Origin of the sequence: Vibrio sp. Sgm 5 (assembly GCF_026241575.1) — a bacterium.
In the GTDB taxonomy this organism is placed as follows: domain Bacteria; phylum Pseudomonadota; class Gammaproteobacteria; order Enterobacterales; family Vibrionaceae; genus Vibrio; species Vibrio jasicida.
The window spans coordinates 22,298-46,143 of record NZ_JAPHPY010000042.1; the positions used below are offsets into that span (position 1 = coordinate 22,298).

Here is a 23,846-nt window from a genome sequence, read left to right on the forward strand (position 1 = left end):
GGGAGAAAGGAGTTTTTATAGATTCATTAAGCTTTCAAGCGAGTCTTCCACACTACGGTAGTGATAAGTGCGAATATTCACACCATCAGTCGCATTGATTTGAATTTCTGAAATCTCGTTATCAGAGTCGCGTTCGATAATCCCTATCGAGTGCTCGACTGATTTACTGGTAATAACCTTGTGATTTCTAAGTACAATCACGCACGTATGTAAGTCCATGCCAATTCCCTTTAGCCGACGTTGTTGTGTTGTTCTGATTTAACTTTAGTGCACAAATTTACTAATGCCAAAATTTCTCAATATTGAGTTCCGAAAATGGCTAATCTACAGTAACTCCCCGTTCTACAATGAAGTTATACCGATCGAGTGGCGAGCAAGTTACCCACTCGTTAAACACCCACTGTGTACGCAAGGACAGCACTATGTTCATCCACCCACACACATCATTGACCTTCGAACAATGTCAAAAAGCACGCATGGCACGTGACAGCCGCTTTGATGGACGCTTTTACATTGCGGTGAAAACGACAGGGATCTTCTGCCGCCCGATCTGCCCAGCTAATTTGCCCAAAGAGGAAAACGTCGAGTACTTCACTGACAAGACGCAAGCTTTGAAGGCGGGTTATCGTCCGTGTTTGCGTTGTCGCCCAGACAGTGCGCCAGGGTCATGGGCTTGGAAAGGGGTTGAAACCACATTTCAACGTGCGATCAATATGATTGATCAAGGTGCATTGCATCATCAGTCTCTTGCGGATCTCTCTGAGCGTCTCGGGATCTCGGATCGTTACTTGCGTATGCTGTTTGAGCAATATTTGGGGATGTCACCAAAGCAGTATGCGCAGTATCAACAGTTGATGTTTGCTAAGCAGCTTCTGCATTCGAGTTCGATGTCGGTCACTGAAGTCGGCTTTGCCGCGGGTTTTAACAGCACTCGACGTTTCAATGATGCGTTTCAAAAGATTCTTCAGCTAACGCCTTCTCAAGTGCGCAGAAAGGAGTTTGATGGCGTGGGGACGAATCGAATCGTGCTCCCTTATCGCGGGGCTTTGAACTGGCAACACATGCTCGATTTTTATCGTCTGCGTGCGATTGAAGGAATGGAGCAAGTCACACAAGACGCTTACCAGCGCAATGTTCTACTCGATGATTGCCATGCACGATTTAAGGTCACTCAAGGGGAGGGTTACCTTGAGATGGAGTTCGACATTGAAGACGTCACTAAATTGCAGAATTTGGTGTCTGGTGTGCGTCGCATGTTCGACCTTGATGCGGATATTTGCACGGTGGAGCAGCACCTTGAATACATCGCGCCGGGATTGATGAAAACTCAAGGGATTCGGATTCCGGGCGTCTGGAGCGCGTGGGAAGCCGGTGTACGTGCCGTGTTGGGTCAACAAGTGTCGGTCAAAGCCGCAATTGGGCAACTTAACTTGTTAGTGGAAACACTCAGCAGCGATCAGCATGCGCGCCACTTTCCAACGCCAGAAGCGATTGCTAATGCCGATGTTAGCTTCTTGCGTATGCCGCAAAGCCGTAAAGACACGCTCGTGCGATTTGCTCAGTACATGCAGCAAAACCCAGAAGCCGATCCGCAGCAATGGCTGGAATTAAAAGGCATTGGTCCGTGGACGGTGAGCTATGCGCAATTGCGTGGCCAATCTCAGCCCGATTGTTTTTTAGATAAAGACTTGGTGGTGAAGAAAGCCATGCCAAACTATCCGTCATTGAATGCTCATACTGCATCGCCTTGGGGCAGTTACGCGACTTTTCACTTATGGAATCAATCATGAAATCACTTTATACGGTAATGCCAAGTCCGTTAGGCGCTGTGACCATTCAAGCTAACGATCAAGGTTTGCTCGGAATTTGGTTTGAAACGTGTACCACCAAACCAGATGATTTGGGTGAGCGTAATGATCAACATGCAGTGCTCAGTCAGACTGTTACTCAATTGGAAGAATACTTTGCTGGGCTGCGTAACGAATTTGACTTGCCACTTGCAGCGACAGGCACTGATTTCCAAACTCAAGTTTGGCATGCGCTAACGACCATTCCTTATGGTGAAACATGGAGCTACCAAGACTTGGCGAATGCCATCGGCAATCCGAAGGCGGTACGAGCGGTGGGACTGGCGAACGGTAAGAATCCTATTTCGATTGTGGTGCCGTGCCATCGTGTGATTGGAAAAAGTGGCAAGCTCACTGGTTATGCGGGCGGGGTAGAGCGCAAACAGCGATTATTGGCTTTGGAGAAGGGCTCGCCACTTTAAGTGAGGCCATTCTCAGAATCCGGCAAGGTTTACCTTATTTGCTTCGATTTTGTGTAGGGTTGTTGAGCTAAAGAGCAATCCAGAGCAATGAAAAAGGAAAATAAGGATATGTCTTTCAAAACGGATTTTGATGCATTCATAAACCAAAGTTGGCAGCAGCATGAAGCGCAGCCACAACAAACATACACTCAATTAGAACAAGCGCTTAGTGAGGTGGAAGACACTAACCATGCTGAGCGCATCTTACCCTTGATGCTGCACACTTCCATCGGTCATCTGCACGACCCGAAGCAGTTTCTCACCAGTTTAGATAAGCTCGAAAATGGCGTAGCGAGTCAGTGTATGGTGCGTCAGAGAGCCAAAATTGTCGCGCAGTACTTTGTGGATCAAACGACGGACCATATCGTTGACTTGGAAGATGTCGATCAGCGCCGCGTTTTTGCTCAGATTGCCAACGAGCTATCTGCGATGAACGAGCTAGAGCAAGCTAGCACATGGTTAGCAAAAGCAGCCAACGGGATAGATTCAGACCAAACTGCCGAGCCGTTGGCACGTTCAATTGCCATTACGGGCAACAACCTTGCCTGCCAATATGAAGAGCTTGAAACGCGCTCTGAAGCCCAGGTAGAGCGAATGCTAGAGGCTGCAACATTGGCGCTTGAGAATTGGAAGGTTGCTGGTGGTTGGATGCAAGAAGAGCGCGCAGAATATCGTTTAGCCATGAGCCTACTTAAAGCAGGAAACCCACTCCAAGCCAAAGTGCACGCTGATCGCTGTGAGGCAATCTGTCGACAAAATGGAGAAGATGCTTTTGAGCTCTTCTACGCGAATGATTTATTGATGCTGGTGCATTATCACTTAAGCCAACAAAACAAGCTCAAGCTGGCTGAAGGGGACCAACAATACTGTGAGAACTCGCCTCTAGTGTAGTCTTATGTAGCGGACAAGGAAAAGCCCCGAGAATTTGTCTCGGGGCTTTGGTTTTTGTCATGTGTTAGAAGATTATGCCGATTGTGGCGTTGGCTGATATCGCCCTGGTTTGTGGTTCATTGCCAAGATTAAGTTGGTCGCCACCGCGCCAAGTATAGATAGGGCGATCAAGTGAATATCGACGATAAATAGAGACATCACCACGATGGTGCAGTCGAGCGCCATTTGAACTTTGCCTGCACGAATGCCAAAGCGTTCCTGAAGGTAAAGTGCCAATATGTTGAAACCGCCCAAGCTCATCTTGTGGCGGAAAATTACCAGCATTCCCATACCAATCAGGCCTCCACCGAGGAGGGCGGCGTAAACGGGTTCAATACGAGAAATTTCAATCACATGGTGCAGGTGGTCTACCGCAAAGGACACGATCGAAACCGCAATAAAAGTGTTGATGGTAAAACGCCAACCCATGCGCATCACAGACAAAATGTAGAAAGGTAGGTTCAGTGCAAAGAAGATCTGACCAAAGCTAAAATCACTCACTTTAGTGAGGAAGATAGCAAGACCAGCAGTGCCACCTGTCAGCAGTCCCACTTTGCTAAAAAAGATAACCCCAAGTGACACCAACGCACTACCGAGCGTCAGAGCCAAGAGGTTCTCTCTAAGGCTATGATCTTTATCCATAAAAGTATTTTCCTTGGTTTTAAAACCGTTTTAACTGCAAGCGCACAACCAAAACGGATGCGGTTGGCAAAACGCCAACCAAATAGTGATAAATCGATGAATAAAATGTCGTGAAAAGTGATTGATGTCGAGTTTTTGACCTAGATTGCGCGGATGTTAACTGTTTAACAGACTTTACACATTAAGCTAGATGAACACTGAAGCAACAAGGAAAAGTCATGATTAAACAAGTGGGTAGTACCACAATTCAGCCTTTGCATAAGCTCTCTTGTCATTGCGGAAAAGTACAAATTGAACTGTCATTACCAAATGGAATCGAGAAGCCTAGACGTTGTGATTGTTCTATGTGCCGACGTCGTGGCGCGATTGTGGCATCAGTACCTTTGAATGGGATTCGCATCATCCAAGGTGAGGAGGCACTCAAGCTGTATCAGTTTAATACCAGCACGGCTAAGCATTTTTTCTGTGGTGAATGCGGTATCTACACGCATCATCAGCGCCGTTCTGACCCGAGTGAATACGGTTATAACGTTGGTTGCTTAGAAGATGTAAATCCTTATGAGCTGGGAGATATTGAGGTGATGGATGGCGTGAACCACCCATCAGACCGGTAAGAATATTCAATATTGATCAAGGTAGGTTAAGTGAACAAACTGCCATTCATCCAAAGGTGCGCCGCAATACTTGCGGCATAACCTAGCGCAATCACCGGTGCCCATTTTAAATGGCCAAAGAAGGTGTATTGTCCCCTTGCTGCCCCCATTAATGCCACGCCAGCCGCTGAACCAATCGAAAGCAAGCTACCACCCACGCCTGCAGTCAGCGTGACTAACAGCCAGTTCCCCATCGACATGGTTGGCTCCATCGTTAATACAGCAAACATCACTGGAATGTTATCCACGATAGCAGAGAGAATCCCCACCATGACGTTAGCCCAGATTGGGCTCCATTCGGTGTACATCACGTTGGAAACTAACCCAAGATAACCGAGCAAACTCAAACCGCCGACACACATGACGACACCATAGAAGAACAGTAAAGTATCCCACTCTGCACGTGATACACGGTGGAATACATCAAACGGTACCACTGAACCTAAACGCTTTAAGGCATAATCATCGCCATTGGCAATCGCTTCGGCCGCTTTTTTAGCAAGTGAATGTTTTAGTGTTCGACGCAGGAAATAACCGAAAAACTGCAGGTACGCCAAGCCCATCATCATTCCGATTACTGGCGGGAAGTGAAGTACCGCGTGGAAAGATACCGCAGTCGCGATAGTGAGAATAAACAAGCCTACAATTCGTCTTGCTCCACGTTTCAATTCAATATGTTCATGGACCGTATCTGGCTTAGTGTTTGGTACAAACAACGACATGATGAACGCAGGAATGACGTAGTTGATCAATGACGGAACAAACAACGGCATAAATTCAGCAAAACTGACGTGTCCTGCCTGCCAAACCATCAGGGTCGTTATATCACCAAATGGACTGAATGCGCCGCCAGCGTTCGCCGCAATGACGATGTTAATACAGGCAAGGTTCACAAACCTTGGATTATCGCCAGAAACTTTCATCACCACCGCACACATTAACAGGGCCGTGGTTAAGTTATCCGCGATAGGTGAAATGACAAATGCCAAGCCGCCTGTAAGCCAAAATAGCTGTTTGAAATCGAAACCTTTACCGACCATCCATGCTTGCAGAGCATCAAACAGCCTCCGCTCTTCCATTGCATTGATGTAAGTCATCGCTACTAGTAGGAACAATAAAAGTTCGGCGTATTCCAGAAGGTTGTGTTCCAGTGCGGCTTTAGCGACGTCAGCTTGGTTGTGTTGGGCAAAGGTGTACCCAATCAAAATCCAGATTAATCCCGCGGCGAGCAGTACTGGTTTGGATTTTCGCATATGCAGGTATTCTTCCAGCATCACCAGAATGTAAGCAATGGTGAAGAGAATCAGTGCGGCATAGCCGACGGCAGAATTGACGAGGTTGAGGTCACTGGTGGACGCTGCAAAACTGGGGCTTGAAAAGAGTAAGCAGCAGAAAGCGACAATTGGATAGATTGACATAGACATTTCTCCTTGTCTGACTGGAGAAATTTTAGCCACAAATTAATAAGTTAAGTGTGAGAAAGCTCGAATTAACGGTAGGAGTTTTGAATTGATGTAGCTTGCGCCACTACTTTCTGAGTGACGCAATACTTGCAGCGCCAAATAGGAATACTGCAGCGTATAAACCGTAAGTTAGCCAATGGCTAATTTCTAAAAAAGGAACGAGTCCTTGACCTGCCCACATACCGCCTCCGTTTAATGAGCATTTTGTTGATGTCGAATAAATCTAAAGTAAATGAACAATGTTTTTTGTGAGTGAAAGCAAATTACGTAGCATTAGAAGTGATAATGTTGGCGAGTGAGAGAGAGCTCTCATTTTTGAGAGGCTTGCTTTAACCCCAAAGTGTTAGAGCAAGCCATACATAGTGCTGAATGGATTTAGCGCAGCAATAGTTTTTTCAGTGGAGTGGCTTCGATGCCTTTCACAAGCAGCAGAGTGACCACAATCGTTGCTGGGTAAATAAAGGCGTCTTTAGCTAGGTTTTCTAGCCCCAACATACCTGCGATGTTCATCATGATGATGATCACCAATAGGTGGCTCACGTAGATGCCTAGAATACTCGGTGACCATTTAAATACCCATGGCATATTGCCGAAGTTTGGGTGAGCAAGAAGCCACATGAATGCACCCAACGACCAAATTACGGTACCAAACAAGAAGTCGTGTGAGTTAAATGCGATTTCATAATTCATAAGGTAATAGGCTTCGCCAAAATGCAGTGCCATACCGTTCAATATTAAGCGAATGGTGTTATTGCGCGACCATTGCCACTGATGTTGTCTTGCTAAGTAACCAAGCACCACCAATAAAGTACTGAAGAACGGACCATTACGTGTAAAGAAGGGCGTTGGTAGTTCAGTGAGTGTGACGTAGCTGCCTGCAAACACACCGTAGACGTAAAGTAATACCGCCGCAGGAAGCAACAGTTGTACCATGTTTATGCGAACCAGCAACGCAATAATAGCCACGGCGATGACAAGTGCAGGAATGAACCACAAATGCACCAAGCCACCTTCTAAGAGCGAGTTCACTGGGTTCGACATCAGGTAACCCCAATAACCCTGTCGCTCGACGAGGTAACCTGCTTCTGCAACTACTTGCCAGCGAAACGGCATTAACAGACAAATCAGGCTCCAAATCAGCCATATTTTGAGCAGAGGCTTGGCGTAGTTTTTCAGTGTCTCAACGGGATTTGTACTGAGTTTAGGCTGGATTAGATATCCGGAGATGAGAAAAAACAGTGGTACAGCAAAGCGAGCCAATTGGTTAAGCATGTACCCAACCCAAGGTACTTCATCCCATTGCCAATACGTGAGAGCCATCTGACAGTGAAGCCCAATGATCGCAAACATTGCGATGATGCGGGCAAATTCTAAACTGGCAATTTTCTTTGTTGTTGCCATAAGTGCTTACCTAAAAAAGTGAAAAATCGCTGCGAAATTAGCAGTTAACGATTCAGTTCTCGCGGTAAAAAATCAACTCATGTGCAATTGACGGCAACCAGTTTGCGAAATTCAGACCCATCTCTAATTTCTAAAATCAAGATTCATTACTTCTTTCAATGTATTGAGATCGAGGCTGTGTCTGATCATGATGGTTGGTTTGACCAGTAAACTTAATATTGCAAAAAAGTACGGTCGTGCTAAAAATGCAGTTATGAAAAAAGGAAAAGTAACCAAAGAACTTATTCTGCAACGTGCATTCCAACTGGCGAGCGAAAATGGATTGGAAAGTCTTACCATTGGTGAGTTAGCGAAGCAGTGCGGGATGTCGAAAAGTGGTTTATTTGCTCACTTTAACTCGAAGTTAAATCTTCAGCTGTCAGTATTGGAACACGCCAATCTAGTATTTGCTGAGCGTGTGATTGCGCCTGCACGTGAGTTAGGTGACAGCAATATTGAACGTAAAGTACGTGGCTTACTAGACACTTGGATGACGTGGAACCACTCTTTTCAAGGCAGTTGCATGTTCCTTGATGCTTGGAACGACACCGCAGAAGAAGGTTGTGCATTGCAAGCGGCATTGCGTAAGTCGATTGATACTTGGTTGAATTATCTCGAAATTCAGATCAAGAAAGGCAAAGAAAACCAAGAGTTTGTTGTGGATTTAGACACGCGACAAGCGACCTTTGATTTATACGGACAGTACTTAAGTGCACACGTGTTTTATTCGATCAAAGGGGAAGAAGAAAGCCAGAGACTGTTTTGGCAAGGCATCGATAACTTGTTTACTCGATGGAAGCGCTAGCCCCGCGGTAACGGGCGTAGTAAGAGATTCATAACAAAGAGCGACACAGAGCGCTCTTTCTTATCAGCTTAAAAAGCACGACCGTTCTATTTTGTGCAAAGCTGATAGTTAAGGAAACGATCATGAGTGAGAAAATTTACTTCAATACTTCGCAGAAATTCAGTGTTAAGCGCAGTCTGATCAACATCAGTACGCGTTTACATCACACGCTAGCGCCCTCACACGCAAAAAATACCGCGCGTAAATTGCTGCTTACTCCTGCGCGTACTCAGCCAAAAAACGCTGAGCCACAGGGACTGATCAAAAGTGAAATCCAAGGTCATGCCGGGGCAATTAAAATCTATCAGCTTGGAAGCGGTCCGGTATGGATTCTTACTCACGGTTGGTCTGGAACTGCCAGTCAGTTCTATCCGTTGATGGAGCACATTGCGGCATCTGGTTACACCGCATTAGCATACGACCATCCTGCACATGGTGAGAGTGATGGTCAGTACGGACACATCCCTGCGTTTGTTCGTGGCCTAGAGGATGTATTGGATTCGGTGGAAGACGTAGCAGGTTTAGTTGGGCACAGCATGGGCACTGCGTCGGCGCTGGAATGTCGCCACAGTAAACTAGAGAACAAACCTCTTTTGTTGATAGCTCCGGTTCTGAATTATGTAGAAAACCTGTTTGGTAGCATTGCACGCTCAGGATACTCCATGAAGTTATTCAAAGCGGTGGTGTCTGAGGTTGAGGACCAGTTTGGCTATCCACTGCAGTCGATTGACCCAGAAAAGCGTCTTGCAGAGCGCGAAGCAAAAACCATCATTGTTCATGATGAGCAAGACAAGTTCACTAAGCACAGTGTCTCTGCGCAAGCAGCGAGTGAGATGGCACGGGTTGAATTAGTGACGACTCAAGGCCAAGGTCACGGTCGTGTGATGAAGTGTGAAGAGGTGTTCCAGAGTTTCGACCGTTTAATTGAAGCTAGCTGATTATTGAAAAGCACTTAATAGATTCTGTTAGAACAACAAAGGACAGCCGAAGCTGTCCTTTTTATTACAATATTCAGAGCGATTAGTGTTGAATCACAACACTTTAGCTGTGTTTAGTTACAGTTAGCTGGGCCCACTTCTTTCCAAACACCCCATTCGCCAGACTTACTAGGATCTTGTCCTTGTGTCCACCACTTCGCTTCCCAAGTTTTACCTGCGTAAGTCACTTGGTCACCGCCAGTGTAAACAGCTGTTGCATCCCATGCGTTAGTACAAGTGCCACCACCTGTGCTGTGCTTAGATACAACAACGGTTGCACTTGCTGAAGATGCTGCTTGGCCATCGCTTACGCTTACTGTGAAGCTTAGGCTAGTGTTTTGCGGGTATTCTGCTGCTGTGAACGTCACTTTCGCACCGTTAACTGTTGCGTTTAGACCTTGAGGTAGCGTCCAATCGAACGTGAGTGTGTCGTTGTCAGCATCGCTAGAAGCGGAAGCGTCAATTACAACCACGTCACCAGCTTTCGCACTTGCAGGTGCAGAGACCTGCGCAACAGGTGCTGTATTTGGTGGATCAATCACGCCAGCAGGCTTAACCGTTACCACAACAAGATCAGAAGCGCTTGCGCCGTCATTGTCTGTCACGGTTAGCTTGAACGTTAGCTGTTCTTCTGCAGTCACTTCTGCTGCATCAAAGCTTGCTGTCGCAGTGTTTGCGCCAGATAGAGCCACTGCTGTACCTGATACTTGCTCCCAAGCGTAGCTTGCGATTGTGCCATCAGAGTCTGTTGAGTTGCTGCCATCAAGCACAACACTTGCAGGGCCTGTTACTGCTTGGTCCGCACCTGCTGCTGCCGTTGGTTTACGGTTTGGTGGAACAACGACACCACCCGCCATACCTTCGTGCATTGCATTCAGGATGTCGCCGTTATCTGCGTCAATTTCCCAAGAGAACAGACCTGCAAGACCTAGCGACTTCGCGTAGTTACCTTTCGCAAGAATAGAGCGGTGGTCATCAAATGTGATCAGCTCACCTGTTGAACGGTTCCACACCCATGGAGCTTCTGCTTGTGCATCGTAACCGTATTCAAAGCCGTTGATACCAGTATTGTTTGCACCAAGCATGAATGACTTAATGCCTTTGTAGTCAATCACGCCATCTTCCCAGACGCCTTGAGTCGTGCTGCCTTTCAGTTTGCCTGTTGCAGTACCTGTCATTGGGTCATTTGGATCGGTTAGCGTATCAGGTGTTACGCCTTCCCAGCCACGGCCATACATTGCTGTACCTAGTACAAGTTTGTTCGCAGGAACACCTTGAGCTAGAAGAAGTTGGATACCGTTGTCGGCTGTATATGCAGGACCTTTGTACGCTTCACCGTTCTCATCTACACCGCTGCCGTCACACTGACCTGGGCGCATAAATGAACCACAGTAAAGTGCCGTTTGGTGACCAGGTACGTTGTTCCAACCGCCGTAGAAGTCGTAAGTCATTGCGAAGATGTAGTCCATGTACTGAACAGCGTCTGCGTAATCAACATCTTCAATTTTGTCGTAACCTACACCGATTGCAGACGTTAGCTCGTAAGTACGGCCTGTTTCTGCTTCTAGCTCATCCAACATTGCACGTAGTTCACGCATCAATGCGATGTAAGCCGGGCCATCGTTTACTGGGTCACCTTTATCTGCTGCGGCACCGCCACCACCAGGGAATTCCCAGTCGATATCAACACCGTCGTAGAATTTCCATGTTTTTAGGAATTTCTTCACAGATGCGACAAACGTGTCACGGTTGGTCTTGTCAACGAAATCGAAGAATGGGTCAGACAGTGTCCAACCACCGATCGATGGGATAATTTTTAGATCAGGGTTACGTTGCTTCAATGCCATTAACATCGCGTAGTTACCCTTGATCGGCGTGCTGTATTCGTGACCAGCTTGCGCGAAACTCTTTTGATAAGCTGCCCATGGGTCATGGATAACCACTTCGTAGTCGTTCACACCACGACAAGCGGTTTGCAGTGCGTTGAAGCTATTGCCACCAACCGATTTCACTGATTCATTTGGACCACAAATTGGGATGAAGCCGTAAAGGATGTGAGTCAGGTTGTCGACCGGCATATTATCAACCGTGTAGTCACGGCCATAGATGCCCCACTCAACAAAGTAAGTACCCATGACAACACTTGGGTCGGTGTTGTAGGTTTTGTTGTTCGGGTCAACGTTCATAGTTAGCGGCGGTAAATGAGAACCGTCTGTATCCGCAATCGTAATCTCTACTGGTGCGCTTTTCGCACAGCCTGTTGCGTCACACGCTTCGATTTCCATTTGGTACAAACCACCTTGGCCATATTCAAACGACGCAGTAGTTTGGCTACCAGTGATAGGGCCTGTTGCGACTTGAACTCCATCAAAGTAGATGTTGTAAGTGTCACCAGAAGTACCACTCCACTGGTTAAATTTCACGTTGATCTTAGCTAGCTCATGGTACTTAACCATGTCGTTGTAGCCAGATGTGGTTTCCATTGCCAGTTCAATTTTAGAAAATTGCAGGTTATTAGAACCATACATGTCGATACTTGGTGCTGTTGGAGCCGCATTTGCAGCGCCAGAAAGAGCTAGGGCAACCCCAGCTGCACATAGGTTAAATCGAATCATAACTTCTCTCTCAATCCTTGATTTTATGTTCATTCACGAACACAAGCTGCTCTTGCGACAGAAAAGACAACCGATTCACACACTGTGCAAAAGCATCACATTCAGCATTTCAGAACCTTTTTTTTTTTCAAAAAAAAATAAATCAAGATTCGACTCTGTTACACAAATCTCACTACAAGAAACATTGTTTTGCATAGAAAATACAATATTGAGCCAATAATTTATAAATATTTTGCATGCGTTTAATTAATTATCTACTCAGTCTGGCAGTGTTATTTTGCGAGTGAAATTAAATTTTTATTATGTAACAGAGCAAGTTACGTTAGAAATTGCCAGTAACGGCCCTGTTGAATTTGGGGAAAGATACGTATGATTGATGGGGTCGATAACAAGATTACTTGCGATTGAAGTGCTCGCTCAATGCGGCTCGGCGTTTGGACGCGGCACCAATTTCTGAACCTTGTACGGTGTGCTCGAATCCTTTAAGAATAAAACGTTGGTCAGGTAGCTTTGGTTCTACGCGACGTATTTGGGGAGAGAGGTGAGAACCAGACAGTTGGTAGGCTGTTTTACCTAGTCCGGTGTTTAGGGTGACAACTTTGCCATCGAACTCAAACTGGGTAGCGACGAGGCGATGGTTGCGAAAGACCCCGTCGGGCGTAAAGGAAAGTTGTTCGGTCTGATAAGGCGGCGCACCAATTTCAATCCATTCGCCATACACTTTATCTGGATCGATATAGTCGAGATAAGAAGCGTAAAGTTGGTAGCCGAGAAAGCTCAACAGCGCGCAGCCAAACGTCGCAAATCCTCCTTTGATGATTCTGAACTGATGACGAGCCCAAAATGAAGGTTGCGGTTCTGGTTTCTTCTGGCGTTTTCGGCGCGGTGTGGTCGTCATGATCCCTGCTTGTTTTCCTTTTTTAATATGGTGAGAAGCTTACGCTGCAAAAACAAACAATCTCGCCTTTGCGACACCTAAACTATGATCTGATGTCCACTTTTACATTCCGAAACACAGTTATTGAGTATTCGATAGCTCAAAAAAGGTCAATTTAGAGACTTGAGTCGTAAACCGAAACAGGGTAAAAAAGAGCTGATTTTTGATAAGGAAACCAAAGAATGAGTATTAAGGAAAACAGTTATTTTGCTGGTGGCGTAAAGTCACTGGGTTTTAGCCAACAAGGACAGGATGTCAGTGTCGGTGTGATGTTGCCAGGTGAATACACGTTTGGTACACAAGCTCCTGAACGTATGAGTGTCGTCAAAGGTGCACTGATCGTAAAGAAAGCTGGAGAGGTTGATTGGGTGACTTACAACAGCGGTGAGTTTTTTGAAGTCGAAGGTAACTCATCATTTGAGCTTCAAGTTAAAGACGCAACGGCTTACCTATGTGAGTACTTATAAGCACAGCGCCATCTCTGACAAGTGATTGAAGACTGATTTATATAGAAGCTACCTGCGGGTGGCTTTTTTTATGCATGTTATTCAGATGCAACGGTTTTTGGCAATAAAGCGTTAATTATGTATATACTTAAAACAGGTGCACCCATCGACCAAGGAGGATGAGATGGCAGTACAACCTAAACATTCCGATCTTCCTCCTCGCTATGAGGCAACGGATTTTACTAATGAGCAACGTCACCGCTTTACTAAGGTGGCCAACGCGGCTCAAAAACGACGTGCTTTCTATAAGCGAGCGATTGAGAAAAGCCTTGTCGGCAAAATGAAAGAGCGAGCGCTCAAACCTGTTCTTGTCCCACGAGATGATAAACCAAGCAAAATCGGCCAAGTGATCTGGCTTGTCACGTTTTTACTTGTTGGCTTATGGGCCATGTATATGTACGCCTAACTTAGGCTCTACAGTTTGGTTTATAAGCTGGCGTCACGCTGCAATGAAGTCACATTTCCCATTGCGCCAACCAACGAGTGTCTTTGATGACGCAACTCTTCTGCATGTGAGCAATGCTCGTAATATGCATACTGGTTTTTGCCAGTGTGCTTCGCAGCGTACATAGCTTTGTCTGCGCAACGAGTCAGTTCAGATAAATCTGTTGCATCTTGGCCGTAAATGGCCGCTCCTACACTCATGGTTAACTCATTGATGTTGTCGTCCGTTTGATAGCCTTTTTGGAACAGGTTGACGATACGATCCAAAATATTGTCTAGGTCTTTCTTACCGCGCACGTCGTAAAGCATTAAGACAAACTCGTCACCAGCAAAGCGAGCAATTGAGTAGTCATGCTTGTCCGTTTTTCTGTCTTTATTACGAATGTTGTTTTTTAAGCGAGTCGCAAAGTGCTTTAACACACGGTCGCCAACATCGTGTCCGTAGTTGTCGTTAATGTGCTTGAAGTTATCGATATCTAAAAAGACTAAAGCCGTGACACTTTTGGTCTCAACTTGTTCCAACTCTTCTAACTTGGCACGTGCCCAAGTTTCAAAACTCCAACGGTTGGCTAATCCTGTTAACTGGTCAAGGTAAGCCAGTTCTTCGATGCCTTCGCGATACAGGGTTTGAATGTAGTTCACGACTTTAGAGTAATAGTAAGAAAAGGTATGACAAACAAAGCAGATCGCCACCAGCGTAAACATAAATCGGCGCTCGGTCATGTCACTGGCGGTGGGTACACTCTCTAAAAAGGTTAAACCGAAAAAGATGATGAGGGAGTACGTCACGCTAAACAGCAGACCGACTTTGAATTCGTTGATCAAGATAATGGCGGCCACTATCGGGTAGAGCCAAAGCAGTCGACCTGAAGGGGCGTCGTTATAAAGCAGTAGCAACAGTCCATCAAACATCAATACGCCTGTGAGTAGCAGATCGGCGTATTGGTGGTGACCACGGACTTTGATCAAATAGCTGATGGTTAAGCATGCCAAAGCACATAAACCAATGAGTAAGCTGAGCCCCCAATTTCCTTCAAGGTAGTGTAGGACAGAGCCATAGGTTAAAAATGCAGTGGCGATGCTAGAACAGAGAAAAACTATCTTCTTTTTTCTTGTCGATCGGATATCCGCCATTTCTTCTAGGCGTGCTCCGGCCAATTTCGACATTGTGTATCCCTACTTTAGACTTACTTAATGCCTATTCTAGGTCGTAATTAAGTAGTACATGGAATAGCAAAGCCCTTAATTGTGATATGAAGCATGTTTGTTATTTATGTGACTTGTTGAATTTGTAAGAAATTTACGAAGTATGAAATGTTTCATGATTATGAAATGTTTCATGTCATCATGAGTGGATTGCTCTTATTTTGCACAAATTAACGTGATAGAAATTAAACAATCCTGTGAAATGAAAGCGATTTCAAAATGTAAAATCTAACAAGCACTATTTTAACTGTCTGATTTTACGAGCTAATAAATATTTTTAGTTTCACGCGTTGTTTCATGTCATTTTGAACACGATGGCCATGTGAAGCCGTAGCGGCTTTTCAAACGTTTCATTCCTTAAGATCCCTATTGAAATAATTACACCTACTAAAAACTTAGGGAAATCACATGAAAAACTTAAAGGTTTTACCTCTCGCGCTTGCAGTGGCCGCTTCGCTTGCTTCTCTCTCTACTTTTGCTGCCGATTCTGATGTAGAAGCTCTGGAAAAACGCATTCAAGAACTGGAGAATCGCATCGATCCTAATTATGTTGATGATCAACAACCGGCTGTACTGACTCCGGATATTGAGATTCCTTATGGTGTTGTCTTCTCCGGCTATGCTCGCTACGGCGCACATTATCAAGCTGGCGACCAGAAATATGTGATGGTTGATGGTTCATTTAATGGGTCATCAGCAATTGGTCGATTAGGTAACGAAGGTAACGGCGGTGAATTCCAGTTAGCGAAAGCGTTCAAGAATGACAGCGGTGCGATCTGGGATGTGGTTGTGATGTTCGATCACTGGGGCGATGAAGTAAACCTGAAAAAGGCTTACGCAGGGGTAACGAATGTTTTCGAAAGCCAGCCGAATGCTTACATTTGGGCGGGTCGTGATTTCCATCAACGTCCACAACAAGGCATCAATGACTACTTTTGGATGATGCATGATGGTCAAGGTGGTGGTATCAATAACCTTGAGCTTGGCTCTGTGAAGCTGGATTTCGGTGTGGTTGCAGCGGTAGAAAATTGTAGCCCAGAAATTGTCGATCCAGGTTCAAACCCTTCTATCTCATGTACGGGTGGTGCAGGAACGGGTGACAGCGGCGCATACGCTTTCACTTCTAAATTGCATGGTATCGACATGGGTTTTGCAGATCTAGAGTTGTACGCAAACTACGGCTTTGATTCCGAAGCGATTGATAGCTCTGAGCACATAGACGCGTACCAATTGGGTGCGGTGATCTCTCGTGCACACGATAGTGGTTCAAACCGTTTAGTATTGCGTTATTCAGACAATGCCGATAACGGCGTATTCTGGAAAACAGAAGACCTCACTACGATTTATGCAAGTTTCGAAGGTAATGCCGATCTCGGTGAAAAAGCCGCGATTGAATACCTATTGGCTTACCACGATTATTCCGTTGATGGTTCAAGTGCGGTGGAAGATGAGCGCACCAACTACAGTGCTATCGTACGTCCGATGTACTTTTGGAACGATGCACACTCTACGTGGTTAGAAGCAGGCTACCAGATGGTCGACTACGCACGTGCTGACGATGACAACACAGGTTGGAAAGTCACCCTATCACAAAACATCTCGTTTGATTGGGGCGCTGGTGCTCGACCAATGCTGCGCTTCTACGCAACAGTCGGTGAGGTGGACAACAAAGCGACTGGCATCAACGATCCTAAGCAAGATACGGTTAGCCTAGGTGCGATGTGGGAAGCTTGGTGGTAAGCCATCTCAAACTACACTCTTAACTCTCTCTATTTTGTCATGGCGCTCATTGCAGCCAGTTGAGTGCCAAACTGTCCATTCTTAACCCTATTTTGAGCCGCATTTGCGGCTCTTTTTTTGTTTCTTACTCGCCGTTTTTGATTCATGGATCGATATTAAAGAGTTGTTAAATCAATGCCTTTGCTTGGTTTTATTTGAGCGTGAAATAACCATTTCATGAAACGGTTTCATGAAATGAAAGCAAACTGCCACGCGCCTCATTCTTTCAAACATTGCCCGAATTTAAAGGGATTTCGGTGTGATTTCTCTCACGATAACACATCAGTGAATCCGAAATACTAGCTGCCATGAAAGCGGTTTCGAGGAGCTTATCTCGAAGCAAGATTGAATCTTGAGGTTCAAGTGGAAGAGGTTTCTTGTGGCGACGATTAAAGATGTATCTGAATACGCTGGTGTTTCTCAGGCTACGGTTTCTCGTGTGATCAACGGCACCAGCCGAGTGAGTCATGATAAAAAGCTGAAAGTCGAAAAAGCGATTCAAACACTTGGCTATCGTCCTAATTCTATTGCGCAGGCATTGGCATCAAGCCGTACGGGCAGCATTGGCATCATAGTGCCGGAGCTTGGTGGTCCATTTTACTCTGGCATCTTACACAGCATGGAAGAGCGTCTACGTCGTTTTGGCTACCACGTGATTGTTACAGCGGGTTCTAACTCAGAACAAAGTCAGCGTGAATCGGTGGAGTTCCTGCTTGGTCGACGCGTTGATGCCATGATTTTGCACGCACAAAACCTAACAGATGATTATTTAATCGATCTTAAAGAAAAGGGTATGCCGGTGGTGTTAGTTAACCGCTTCATCCCTGAAATGGCACAAAGCTGTATTGAGATCGACAACGAATTTGGTGGCCAGTTGGCGACCGAATACTTGTTGCGTATGGGGCATCGCAACATAGCGTGTATCACCGGCCCTCTGGACAAGTCCGATGCACGGGGGCGTCTACAAGGTTACCGCAAGGCTCTTGAAGAAGCGGGAATGGAGTATGACGAAGCATTGGTCTCAGAGGCCGGTTTTACCGAAGAGTCTGGGGAAAGCGCAATGCGCAAGTTGTTGAAGCGCGATTGTCATTTTACTGCCGTATTTGCTTGTAATGATCACATGGCCTTTGGTGCTTATGAAGTGCTTAAAGCCCATGGCGTTGATGTTCCTGAGCAAGTATCTCTGGTTGGATTTGATGACATTTTGTTTGCGCGCTACCTCACGCCAGCCCTTACCACAGTTAACTTCCCTATTGAGCAAATGAGTGCTGAAGCTGTCCAGCTCGTGATTCAAATCCTCAATAAAAACAAACGAGATGTGAACTTCAAATTATCACCGGCCTTAGTGCCAAGAAGTTCGGTCAAGGAACTGCATACCCTATAAAACGATAATTAAGGACAACAACATGAAACTGAAAACTTTGACGCTTGCGATGACCGCTGCATTGGGTGTGGCTGCGACGGTAAACGCAGCTGATGAATCCAAAATTCGCTTTGATGGCTTCCCAGATTTCGACAGCAGTTTGAAAGTGCTGCTACCGGATTTCGAGAAAGAAACAGGGATTAAGGTTGATTACCTGATGAATAACCACGGTGATCACCATACAAAGCTAACAACCAACCTAGCAACGGGCTCTGGTGCGGGTGATGTGATTGTTGTTGATGTAGAGAAAATAGGCCCATTTGTGGCGTCGGGTGGTTTGGTTAACCTGTCTGAAAAATACGGCGCTGATAAATATGCAGAGAGCTTCGCACCTTATGCATGGGCGCAAGGTAAAGGCGCAGACGGTGATGTGTACGGTATGCCTGTCGACCTTGGTCCAGGTGTGATGTATTACCGCACTGACATTTTTGAAAAAGCGGGTATTGATATCAACGAAGCGATCAAAGATTGGGATTCTTACATCGCGGCGGGTGAAAAATTGAAACAACAGAATGTTCAATTGATTGCCTCTGCAGCAGATGTGGCGCAAGCGATCATCTTCACCACAGTACCCGAGGGGGAAGGTCTTTACTTTGATAAAGACGGCAACCCAGTAGTGACGTCAGAGCGCTTTGTTCACGCTTTTGAAGTAGCAAAAGAGATCCGTGATAAAGGCTTGGACGGTCGCATTCTTGCGTGGTCAAACGAATGGTACGAAGGCTTCCGTAACGGCACATTTGCAACACAGCTTTCTGGTGCTTGGCTACTTGGTCACCTAAACAACTGGATTGCGCCAGAAACAGCAGGCAGCTGGGGCGTATCTAACCTTCCTGATGGTATTTACGGAAGCTGGGGCGGCTCATTTCTATCGATTCCTACGCAATCTAAGCACCAAGATGACGCTTGGAAGCTGATCGAATACATGACAACTAAGCGTGAGATTCAACTTAAACACTTCGACACTATTGCAGCGTTCCCTGCAAACACCACAACTTACGACGACCCTATGTTTGAAGAGAAAATTGAATTCTTAGGTGGTCAGCAGGCGCGCTTACTGTTTGCAGAAGTAGCACAAAACATCAAACCAGTGGCACCAGCTAAAGGCGACCACGTTGCTCGCTCTATCATCTTAGAAAATGCACTGATGGAAGTGTTGGATGAAGGCAAAGACATTGAAACGGCATTGAAAGATGCAGAGCGCATGATCAAGCGCCGTACTCGCAACATGTAAGCAATTTGCTATTTGGTAAGCAAGGAGGGCACCACGCCCTCCTGATGAGAGGTCGTTACTATGAATCAGGCAGCGAGCAAGGTAATGGAAACATCAGAGCGTGAGAGTATTTTTTCTCGTCTAAATTTGAAAGCGCTTACACCGTATGGATTCCTACTGCCGTTTTTGATTATTTTTTCCGTGTTTGGGATTTTCCCGTTACTGTTTTCTATTTTTCTTTCCTTCCATGAGTGGAACCCTGTTGAAGGTTTGGGGGCGATGGATTATGTGGGTTTTGAGAATTACCACATTGCACTGACCGACCCGTGGCTTTGGCGTTCATTAAAGAACACACTCTGGCTAGCTGTAACTTCTGGTGTCGCGCAACACTTGGTGGCATTGCCTGTTGCGTACATCTTGGTGTCGCTAGGAGATCGCTTCCGTCATTGGTTGACGTCGGCTTACTTCTTGCCGTTCATAACTTCAACGGTGGCTGCGTCGCTCATCTTCTTTAACATGTATTCGCCAAACTCAGGGATTATCAACCAAAGCTTGATGGCGTTGGCAGATAGCACGCTGTTCGGCTGGGCATTCTCTTGGGTGAACGATTTCCAACCAATCCGTTGGTTAGATGATGCAACTATGGTGAAGCCTTCTATCGCCATCATGGTGTTCTGGAAATACACCGGTTTCAACATCGTGCTTTACACCACGGGCTTGATGACGATTCCTAAAGACATCCTAGAAGCGGCACGCATGGACGGTGCAAACGCATGGCGTCGTTTCTGGAGCATTTCGCTGCCAATGATTCGTCCATTCATCTTCTTTGCGGTCACCATGACCATCATCGGTAACTTGCAGCTGTTCGAAGAACCTTTTGTCCTAACGCGCGGTACGGGTGGTACAGGCCAATCAGGTTTAACCATCTCTATGTACCTCTACAAAGTGGGCTGGGAGTGGTTAGAGATGGGGACTGCGTCAGCGATTTCATGGTTACTGTTTACCTTGATTGCAGGCTGTACGGCGATTCAATTCTTCTTCTTCGGTAAGAAAGGTCTAGGGGAGCAATAAGATGACTACAACTACCTTACCTACGGCGCAGCGTTGGCGTCCAAGCGACCGCAGCATCGAGATCTTTACCAAGATACTGATGGTGATGCTCGGCACTGTGTTGGTGGTGTCTGCCATCATGACCGTATTCCCGTTCATTTGGTCGGCGTTGCTATCGACGCGTGACCGCACTGAAATCTTCGGCACAGGCATCAGCTTTGCGATTGGTGACAGCCTCGCGGTGAACTACGCCAAGTTACTGGAAATCATGCCTTTTTGGCAGGCGATGTTTAACTCTATATACATCGCGTTCCTAGGTACCACGATTTCATTGTTGTTTTGTAGCATGGGTGGTTACGCCTTTGCGGTGTACAAGTTCAAGGGAAAAAACCTGCTGTTTGGCATGCTGGTTGGTTCGATGATGATTCCACCTGTATTGAGCTTGATCCCGTACTTCATGATCGTGAAGTTTCTTGGCTTACTCGATAACCACTTAGCGGTTTGGTTGCCGTTCACGACCACACCATTTGGTATTTTCTTGATGCGCCAACACGTCGTGGCATCGATTCCTAAAGAGCTGTTAGAAGCGGCGAAGTTAGATGGCGCAGGTGAATTCCGTACTTACTGGAGCGTGGTATTGCCACTGATGAAACCGGCGCTCGCAACCCTAGCAATCGTGCAGTTTGTCTTCTTCTGGAACATGTTTATGCAGCCACTTGTGGTTCTGACAACGCCAGAAAACTACGTGATTACGCAGGCACTGCGAAGTGTGCAGGGCATTCCGAATACGCCGTGGGGAGCGGTGATGCTCGGAACCACCATCTCCATTTTACCGTTAGTGATTACTTACTTATTTGCCTCAAAACAGATGATCAGCGGTTTGACCTCTGGTGCCGTCAAGGGCTAAGCGAAATAAAAGGTTTTATAACAATGAATAAATTCCAATTACCACAAGATTCTAAACTACGCAGCCCAGAGTTCTTATTCGGTGTCGCAACGTCTTCTTATCAAATTGAAGGTGGCGCACAACTGGGTGGGCGTACGCCTTCAATCTGGGACACCTTTTGCGATAAGCCAGGTGCTGTCGATAACGCAGATAATGGCGACGTGGCGTGTGACCACTTCCATTTGTGGAAGCAAGACATCGAGATGATCCAAGGTTTGGGTGTGGGCGCTTACCGTCTATCGATGGCGTGGCCTCGCATCATTCCTGAAGATGGTAAGGTGAATGAAGAAGGCTTGAAGTTCTATGAGCAAATCATCGATGAGTGCCACGCTCGCGGTTTGAAGGTTTTCGTGACTCTATACCACTGGGACCTACCGCAATACCTTGAAGACAAAGGCGGTTGGCTAAACCGAGAAACAGCCTACAAGTTTGAGGAATACGCAAAAGTAGTTAGTGCTTACTTCGGCGACAAAATTGATTCGTACGCAACATTAAACGAACCGTTCTGCTCTGCTTATTTAGGTTACCGCTGGGGCGAGCATGCTCCGGGTCTTAAGGGGGAACGTGAAGGTTTCTTGTCTGCGCACCACTTGATGTTGGCCCATGGTCTTGCGATTCCACACATGCGTAAGAATGCACCCAATGCGATGCACGGTTGTGTCTTCAATGCGACGCCAGCTTACCCATACAGTGATGCAGACATTGGTGCGGCAGAATACAGTGATGCAGAAGGCTACCATTGGTTTATGGACCCAGTACTGAAGGGGGAATACCCTCAAATTGTGTTGGATCGTCAGGCGCATAACCTACCTATGATTCTGGAAGGCGACCTCGATATTATTCAAACTGACTTGGACTTTATTGGCATTAACTTCTACACCCGTTGTGTGGTGCGCTACAACGAACATGGCGATATTGAAACAGTACCTCAACCGGAGCAAGAGCACACATTCATTGGTTGGGAAATTCACCCACAAGCGCTGACGGATTTACTCCTGCGTTTGAACGACCGTTACTCGAACCTACCACCACTTTACATCACTGAAAACGGCGCGGCTGGCGATGACCATTGCATTGACGGCGAAGTGAATGATGAGCAACGTGTGCGTTACTTCCAGCAGCACCTAGAAGCGCTAGATGCAGCTATTAAGGCTGGTGTGAAGGTCGATGGTTACTTCGCTTGGAGCCTAATGGATAACTTTGAGTGGGCTTATGGTTATAAGCAGCGCTTTGGCATTGTTCACGTGGATTACCAAACACAAAAACGCACCTTAAAAGCGAGCGCAATTGCTTATCGCAACATGCTGCTAGATCGAGCAGAGGAGAACCAGTAATGGCAAAAGTCGAATTCAAAAACATCAAGAAATCCTACGATGATGTTGAGGTTGTGAAACACTTCGACTTTACGGTTCAAGATGGCGAGTTTGTGGTTTTTCTCGGTCCTTCGGGCTGTGGTAAGTCGACTACACTACGTATGCTTGCGGGGTTGGAAAGCATCACTGGTGGTGAGATTTACGTCGGTGACAAGTTGATGAACAAAGTCGATGCCAAAGACCGTGACCTTGCGATGGTGTTCCAAAGTTATGCACTGTACCCACATATGACGGTTTACGAGAACATCGCTTTTGCCCTTAAGCTAAAAGGGATGCCAAAAGACCAAATCGATGTCGAAGTACGCAAAGCTGCGAAAATGCTTGAGCTTGACGCGTTATTAGAACGTAAGCCAAAAGAGTTGTCTGGTGGTCAACGTCAACGCGTGGCAATGGGTCGTGCAATGGTACGTACGCCAAAAGTATTCCTGTTTGATGAGCCGTTGTCGAACCTAGATGCCAAGTTACGTGGCGTCATGCGTGAAGAGATCAAACACCTTCACCGTGAACTGAAGACCACTACCATTTACGTGACACATGATCAGATTGAAGCCATGACATTGGCGGATCGCATCGTGATTCTAAAAGATGGTTATGTGGCTCAGGTCGGTACACCAACAGAAGTGTTCCAACGCCCGGCAAACAAATTTGTGGCTCAGTTTATTGGTAACCCATCAATGAACATGCTGGATGCGAAGCTAGTGGGTGAGGAAGGCAACTGGGAAGTGGAATTGGGCGAGGTTCGTATTCCGTTGCCAGAACGTTTTAAAGCGCATGCGTCTAAGAACTTAGCTTTGCACTTTGGTGTTCGTCCAACGGATATCCATCTGCGTGCAGAACAGGTCGATCACGATCGCGTACTGCCATTCCCTGTCAAAATTAAAGACAAGGAGCTACTAGGCGCCAGCATTCTATTGAAGACTGAAATCGCGGGCCAGCCTTTGATGGTGGAAACTCAAGCCGCAGAAGTGGATGTGGACACACTCACACTTTACTTAGATTTGGATGCTATTCATCTATTTGATGCGCTGAGTGAAAACTCGCTCGCAACATTCTAAATCCCCGATATGAAAGCCAGTGCGCGTTTGCGTACTGGCGACTTA

The 23,846-nt window shown here is 46.3% G+C and carries 22 protein-coding genes; 15 read left to right on the forward strand and 7 right to left on the reverse strand.

From position 1 onward, the window contains the following. Nucleotides 1-15: 15 nt before the first annotated feature. Complete coding sequence (locus OQJ86_RS19875) at nucleotides 16-219, reverse strand: hypothetical protein (protein WP_020195070.1); 204 nt, start codon at nucleotides 217-219, stop codon at nucleotides 16-18. Nucleotides 220-422: 203 nt separating this feature from the next. On the opposite strand from OQJ86_RS19875, the gene OQJ86_RS19880 reads away from it, so the two are divergent. The 3 genes from OQJ86_RS19880 (at nucleotide 423) to OQJ86_RS19890 (ending at nucleotide 3,199) form a co-directional block, all read left to right on the forward strand. Further along, nucleotides 423-1,790 (forward strand): DNA-3-methyladenine glycosylase 2 family protein, encoded by a 1,368-nt coding sequence (locus OQJ86_RS19880; RefSeq protein ID WP_095760321.1) that lies wholly within the window; start codon nucleotides 423-425, stop codon nucleotides 1,788-1,790. Next, nucleotides 1,787-2,269 (forward strand): methylated-DNA--[protein]-cysteine S-methyltransferase, encoded by a 483-nt coding sequence (locus tag OQJ86_RS19885; protein WP_038869793.1) that lies wholly within the window; start codon nucleotides 1,787-1,789, stop codon nucleotides 2,267-2,269. Before OQJ86_RS19880 ends, OQJ86_RS19885 begins: the two co-directional genes overlap by 4 nt. 108 nt (nucleotides 2,270-2,377) lie before the next feature. Next, a complete protein-coding gene (locus tag OQJ86_RS19890) occupies nucleotides 2,378-3,199 on the forward strand; it encodes a hypothetical protein (protein WP_038880160.1) in 822 nt (273 codons plus the stop codon). A 72-nt stretch (nucleotides 3,200-3,271) separates the two neighbouring features. Here OQJ86_RS19890 and OQJ86_RS19895 read toward each other — a convergent pair whose 3' ends face one another. Next, nucleotides 3,272-3,880 carry a YitT family protein gene (locus OQJ86_RS19895; protein WP_038880163.1) on the reverse strand — a complete coding sequence of 203 codons (609 nt, stop codon included), beginning with the start codon at nucleotides 3,878-3,880 and terminating at the stop codon, nucleotides 3,272-3,274. Nucleotides 3,881-4,098: 218 nt separating this feature from the next. On the opposite strand from OQJ86_RS19895, the gene OQJ86_RS19900 reads away from it, so the two are divergent. Beyond that, complete coding sequence (locus OQJ86_RS19900) at nucleotides 4,099-4,494, forward strand: GFA family protein (protein WP_038869788.1); 396 nt, start codon at nucleotides 4,099-4,101, stop codon at nucleotides 4,492-4,494. 26 nt (nucleotides 4,495-4,520) lie between these two features. Here the strand turns inward: OQJ86_RS19900 and nhaD are convergent, their stop codons facing one another. Together nhaD and OQJ86_RS19910 are read right to left on the reverse strand one after the other, a co-directional pair. Further along, the gene (gene nhaD / locus OQJ86_RS19905) at nucleotides 4,521-5,951 is read right to left on the reverse strand and encodes a sodium:proton antiporter NhaD (protein ID WP_038869787.1); all 1,431 of its coding nucleotides are present in this window, start codon (nucleotides 5,949-5,951) and stop codon (nucleotides 4,521-4,523) included. A 420-nt stretch (nucleotides 5,952-6,371) separates the two neighbouring features. Continuing rightward, the gene (locus tag OQJ86_RS19910; protein WP_265989614.1) at nucleotides 6,372-7,397 is read right to left on the reverse strand and encodes an acyltransferase; all 1,026 of its coding nucleotides are present in this window, start codon (nucleotides 7,395-7,397) and stop codon (nucleotides 6,372-6,374) included. 253 nt (nucleotides 7,398-7,650) lie between these two features. On the opposite strand from OQJ86_RS19910, the gene OQJ86_RS19915 reads away from it, so the two are divergent. Further along, complete coding sequence (locus OQJ86_RS19915) at nucleotides 7,651-8,241, forward strand: TetR/AcrR family transcriptional regulator (RefSeq protein ID WP_038869909.1); 591 nt, start codon at nucleotides 7,651-7,653, stop codon at nucleotides 8,239-8,241. A gap of 122 nt (nucleotides 8,242-8,363) precedes the next feature. Further along, nucleotides 8,364-9,218, forward strand: coding sequence for an alpha/beta fold hydrolase (locus OQJ86_RS19920; RefSeq protein WP_038869784.1), 855 nt, complete (start codon nucleotides 8,364-8,366; stop codon nucleotides 9,216-9,218). Between the two features lie 113 nt (nucleotides 9,219-9,331). On the opposite strand, the gene OQJ86_RS19925 is transcribed toward OQJ86_RS19920, so the two are convergent. Both OQJ86_RS19925 and OQJ86_RS19930 read right to left on the reverse strand, forming a co-directional pair. Next, complete coding sequence (locus OQJ86_RS19925; protein WP_265989617.1) at nucleotides 9,332-11,872, reverse strand: glycosyl hydrolase family 18 protein; 2,541 nt, start codon at nucleotides 11,870-11,872, stop codon at nucleotides 9,332-9,334. 394 nt (nucleotides 11,873-12,266) lie between these two features. After that, on the reverse strand, nucleotides 12,267-12,770 hold the full coding sequence (locus OQJ86_RS19930; RefSeq protein WP_265989619.1) for a DUF2850 domain-containing protein: 504 nt from the start codon (nucleotides 12,768-12,770) through the stop codon (nucleotides 12,267-12,269). 221 nt (nucleotides 12,771-12,991) lie between these two features. On the opposite strand from OQJ86_RS19930, the gene OQJ86_RS19935 reads away from it, so the two are divergent. Then, nucleotides 12,992-13,276: a pyrimidine/purine nucleoside phosphorylase gene (locus tag OQJ86_RS19935; protein WP_005448986.1), complete on the forward strand. Its 285-nt coding sequence runs from the start codon at nucleotides 12,992-12,994 to the stop codon at nucleotides 13,274-13,276. Between the two features lie 163 nt (nucleotides 13,277-13,439). Next, complete coding sequence (locus OQJ86_RS19940) at nucleotides 13,440-13,721, forward strand: hypothetical protein (RefSeq protein ID WP_038869778.1); 282 nt, start codon at nucleotides 13,440-13,442, stop codon at nucleotides 13,719-13,721. Between the two features lie 20 nt (nucleotides 13,722-13,741). Here OQJ86_RS19940 and OQJ86_RS19945 read toward each other — a convergent pair whose 3' ends face one another. Next, nucleotides 13,742-14,926 carry a GGDEF domain-containing protein gene (locus OQJ86_RS19945; RefSeq protein ID WP_265989622.1) on the reverse strand — a complete coding sequence of 395 codons (1,185 nt, stop codon included), beginning with the start codon at nucleotides 14,924-14,926 and terminating at the stop codon, nucleotides 13,742-13,744. 447 nt (nucleotides 14,927-15,373) lie between these two features. Between OQJ86_RS19945 and OQJ86_RS19950 the strand changes: the two genes are divergently transcribed. The 7 genes from OQJ86_RS19950 (at nucleotide 15,374) to OQJ86_RS19980 (ending at nucleotide 23,801) form a co-directional block, all read left to right on the forward strand. Next, entirely contained in the window at nucleotides 15,374-16,705 is a 1,332-nt protein-coding gene (locus OQJ86_RS19950; RefSeq protein WP_038869775.1) for a carbohydrate porin, read from the forward strand. A 418-nt stretch (nucleotides 16,706-17,123) separates the two neighbouring features. Further along, the gene (locus tag OQJ86_RS19955; RefSeq protein ID WP_045424808.1) at nucleotides 17,124-18,128 is read left to right on the forward strand and encodes a LacI family DNA-binding transcriptional regulator; all 1,005 of its coding nucleotides are present in this window, start codon (nucleotides 17,124-17,126) and stop codon (nucleotides 18,126-18,128) included. A gap of 22 nt (nucleotides 18,129-18,150) precedes the next feature. Next, on the forward strand, nucleotides 18,151-19,398 hold the full coding sequence (locus OQJ86_RS19960) for an ABC transporter substrate-binding protein (protein ID WP_038880189.1): 1,248 nt from the start codon (nucleotides 18,151-18,153) through the stop codon (nucleotides 19,396-19,398). A 60-nt stretch (nucleotides 19,399-19,458) separates the two neighbouring features. After that, entirely contained in the window at nucleotides 19,459-20,448 is a 990-nt protein-coding gene (locus OQJ86_RS19965) for a carbohydrate ABC transporter permease (RefSeq protein ID WP_038869770.1), read from the forward strand. A gap of 1 nt (nucleotide 20,449) precedes the next feature. Beyond that, nucleotides 20,450-21,334 carry a carbohydrate ABC transporter permease gene (locus OQJ86_RS19970; RefSeq protein WP_039975225.1) on the forward strand — a complete coding sequence of 295 codons (885 nt, stop codon included), beginning with the start codon at nucleotides 20,450-20,452 and terminating at the stop codon, nucleotides 21,332-21,334. Nucleotides 21,335-21,357: 23 nt separating this feature from the next. Continuing rightward, complete coding sequence (locus OQJ86_RS19975; protein WP_265989630.1) at nucleotides 21,358-22,707, forward strand: GH1 family beta-glucosidase; 1,350 nt, start codon at nucleotides 21,358-21,360, stop codon at nucleotides 22,705-22,707. Further along, nucleotides 22,707-23,801 carry an ABC transporter ATP-binding protein gene (locus OQJ86_RS19980; RefSeq protein WP_038869766.1) on the forward strand — a complete coding sequence of 365 codons (1,095 nt, stop codon included), beginning with the start codon at nucleotides 22,707-22,709 and terminating at the stop codon, nucleotides 23,799-23,801. The genes OQJ86_RS19975 and OQJ86_RS19980 overlap by 1 nt, the downstream gene beginning before the upstream one ends. The last annotated feature ends 45 nt before the right edge of the window (nucleotides 23,802-23,846 follow it).

Coding starts and splice junctions, on each gene's coding strand:
- OQJ86_RS19960 (WP_038880189.1), top strand. CDS start 18,151: ATGAAACTGAAAACTTTGACGCTTGCGATGACCGCTGCATTGGGTGTG.
- OQJ86_RS19920 (WP_038869784.1), top strand. CDS start 8,364: ATGAGTGAGAAAATTTACTTCAATACTTCGCAGAAATTCAGTGTTAAG.
- OQJ86_RS19910 (WP_265989614.1), bottom strand. CDS start 7,397: ATGGCAACAACAAAGAAAATTGCCAGTTTAGAATTTGCCCGCATCATC.
- OQJ86_RS19895 (WP_038880163.1), bottom strand. CDS start 3,880: ATGGATAAAGATCATAGCCTTAGAGAGAACCTCTTGGCTCTGACGCTC.
- OQJ86_RS19940 (WP_038869778.1), top strand. CDS start 13,440: ATGGCAGTACAACCTAAACATTCCGATCTTCCTCCTCGCTATGAGGCA.
- OQJ86_RS19945 (WP_265989622.1), bottom strand. CDS start 14,926: ATGTCGAAATTGGCCGGAGCACGCCTAGAAGAAATGGCGGATATCCGA.
- OQJ86_RS19880 (WP_095760321.1), top strand. CDS start 423: ATGTTCATCCACCCACACACATCATTGACCTTCGAACAATGTCAAAAA.
- OQJ86_RS19975 (WP_265989630.1), top strand. CDS start 21,358: ATGAATAAATTCCAATTACCACAAGATTCTAAACTACGCAGCCCAGAG.
- OQJ86_RS19915 (WP_038869909.1), top strand. CDS start 7,651: ATGAAAAAAGGAAAAGTAACCAAAGAACTTATTCTGCAACGTGCATTC.
- OQJ86_RS19930 (WP_265989619.1), bottom strand. CDS start 12,770: ATGACGACCACACCGCGCCGAAAACGCCAGAAGAAACCAGAACCGCAA.
- OQJ86_RS19875 (WP_020195070.1), bottom strand. CDS start 219: ATGGACTTACATACGTGCGTGATTGTACTTAGAAATCACAAGGTTATT.
- OQJ86_RS19900 (WP_038869788.1), top strand. CDS start 4,099: ATGATTAAACAAGTGGGTAGTACCACAATTCAGCCTTTGCATAAGCTC.
- OQJ86_RS19970 (WP_039975225.1), top strand. CDS start 20,450: ATGACTACAACTACCTTACCTACGGCGCAGCGTTGGCGTCCAAGCGAC.
- OQJ86_RS19935 (WP_005448986.1), top strand. CDS start 12,992: ATGAGTATTAAGGAAAACAGTTATTTTGCTGGTGGCGTAAAGTCACTG.
- OQJ86_RS19885 (WP_038869793.1), top strand. CDS start 1,787: ATGAAATCACTTTATACGGTAATGCCAAGTCCGTTAGGCGCTGTGACC.
- OQJ86_RS19980 (WP_038869766.1), top strand. CDS start 22,707: ATGGCAAAAGTCGAATTCAAAAACATCAAGAAATCCTACGATGATGTT.
- nhaD (WP_038869787.1), bottom strand. CDS start 5,951: ATGTCAATCTATCCAATTGTCGCTTTCTGCTGCTTACTCTTTTCAAGC.
- OQJ86_RS19890 (WP_038880160.1), top strand. CDS start 2,378: ATGTCTTTCAAAACGGATTTTGATGCATTCATAAACCAAAGTTGGCAG.
- OQJ86_RS19950 (WP_038869775.1), top strand. CDS start 15,374: ATGAAAAACTTAAAGGTTTTACCTCTCGCGCTTGCAGTGGCCGCTTCG.
- OQJ86_RS19965 (WP_038869770.1), top strand. CDS start 19,459: ATGAATCAGGCAGCGAGCAAGGTAATGGAAACATCAGAGCGTGAGAGT.
- OQJ86_RS19925 (WP_265989617.1), bottom strand. CDS start 11,872: ATGATTCGATTTAACCTATGTGCAGCTGGGGTTGCCCTAGCTCTTTCT.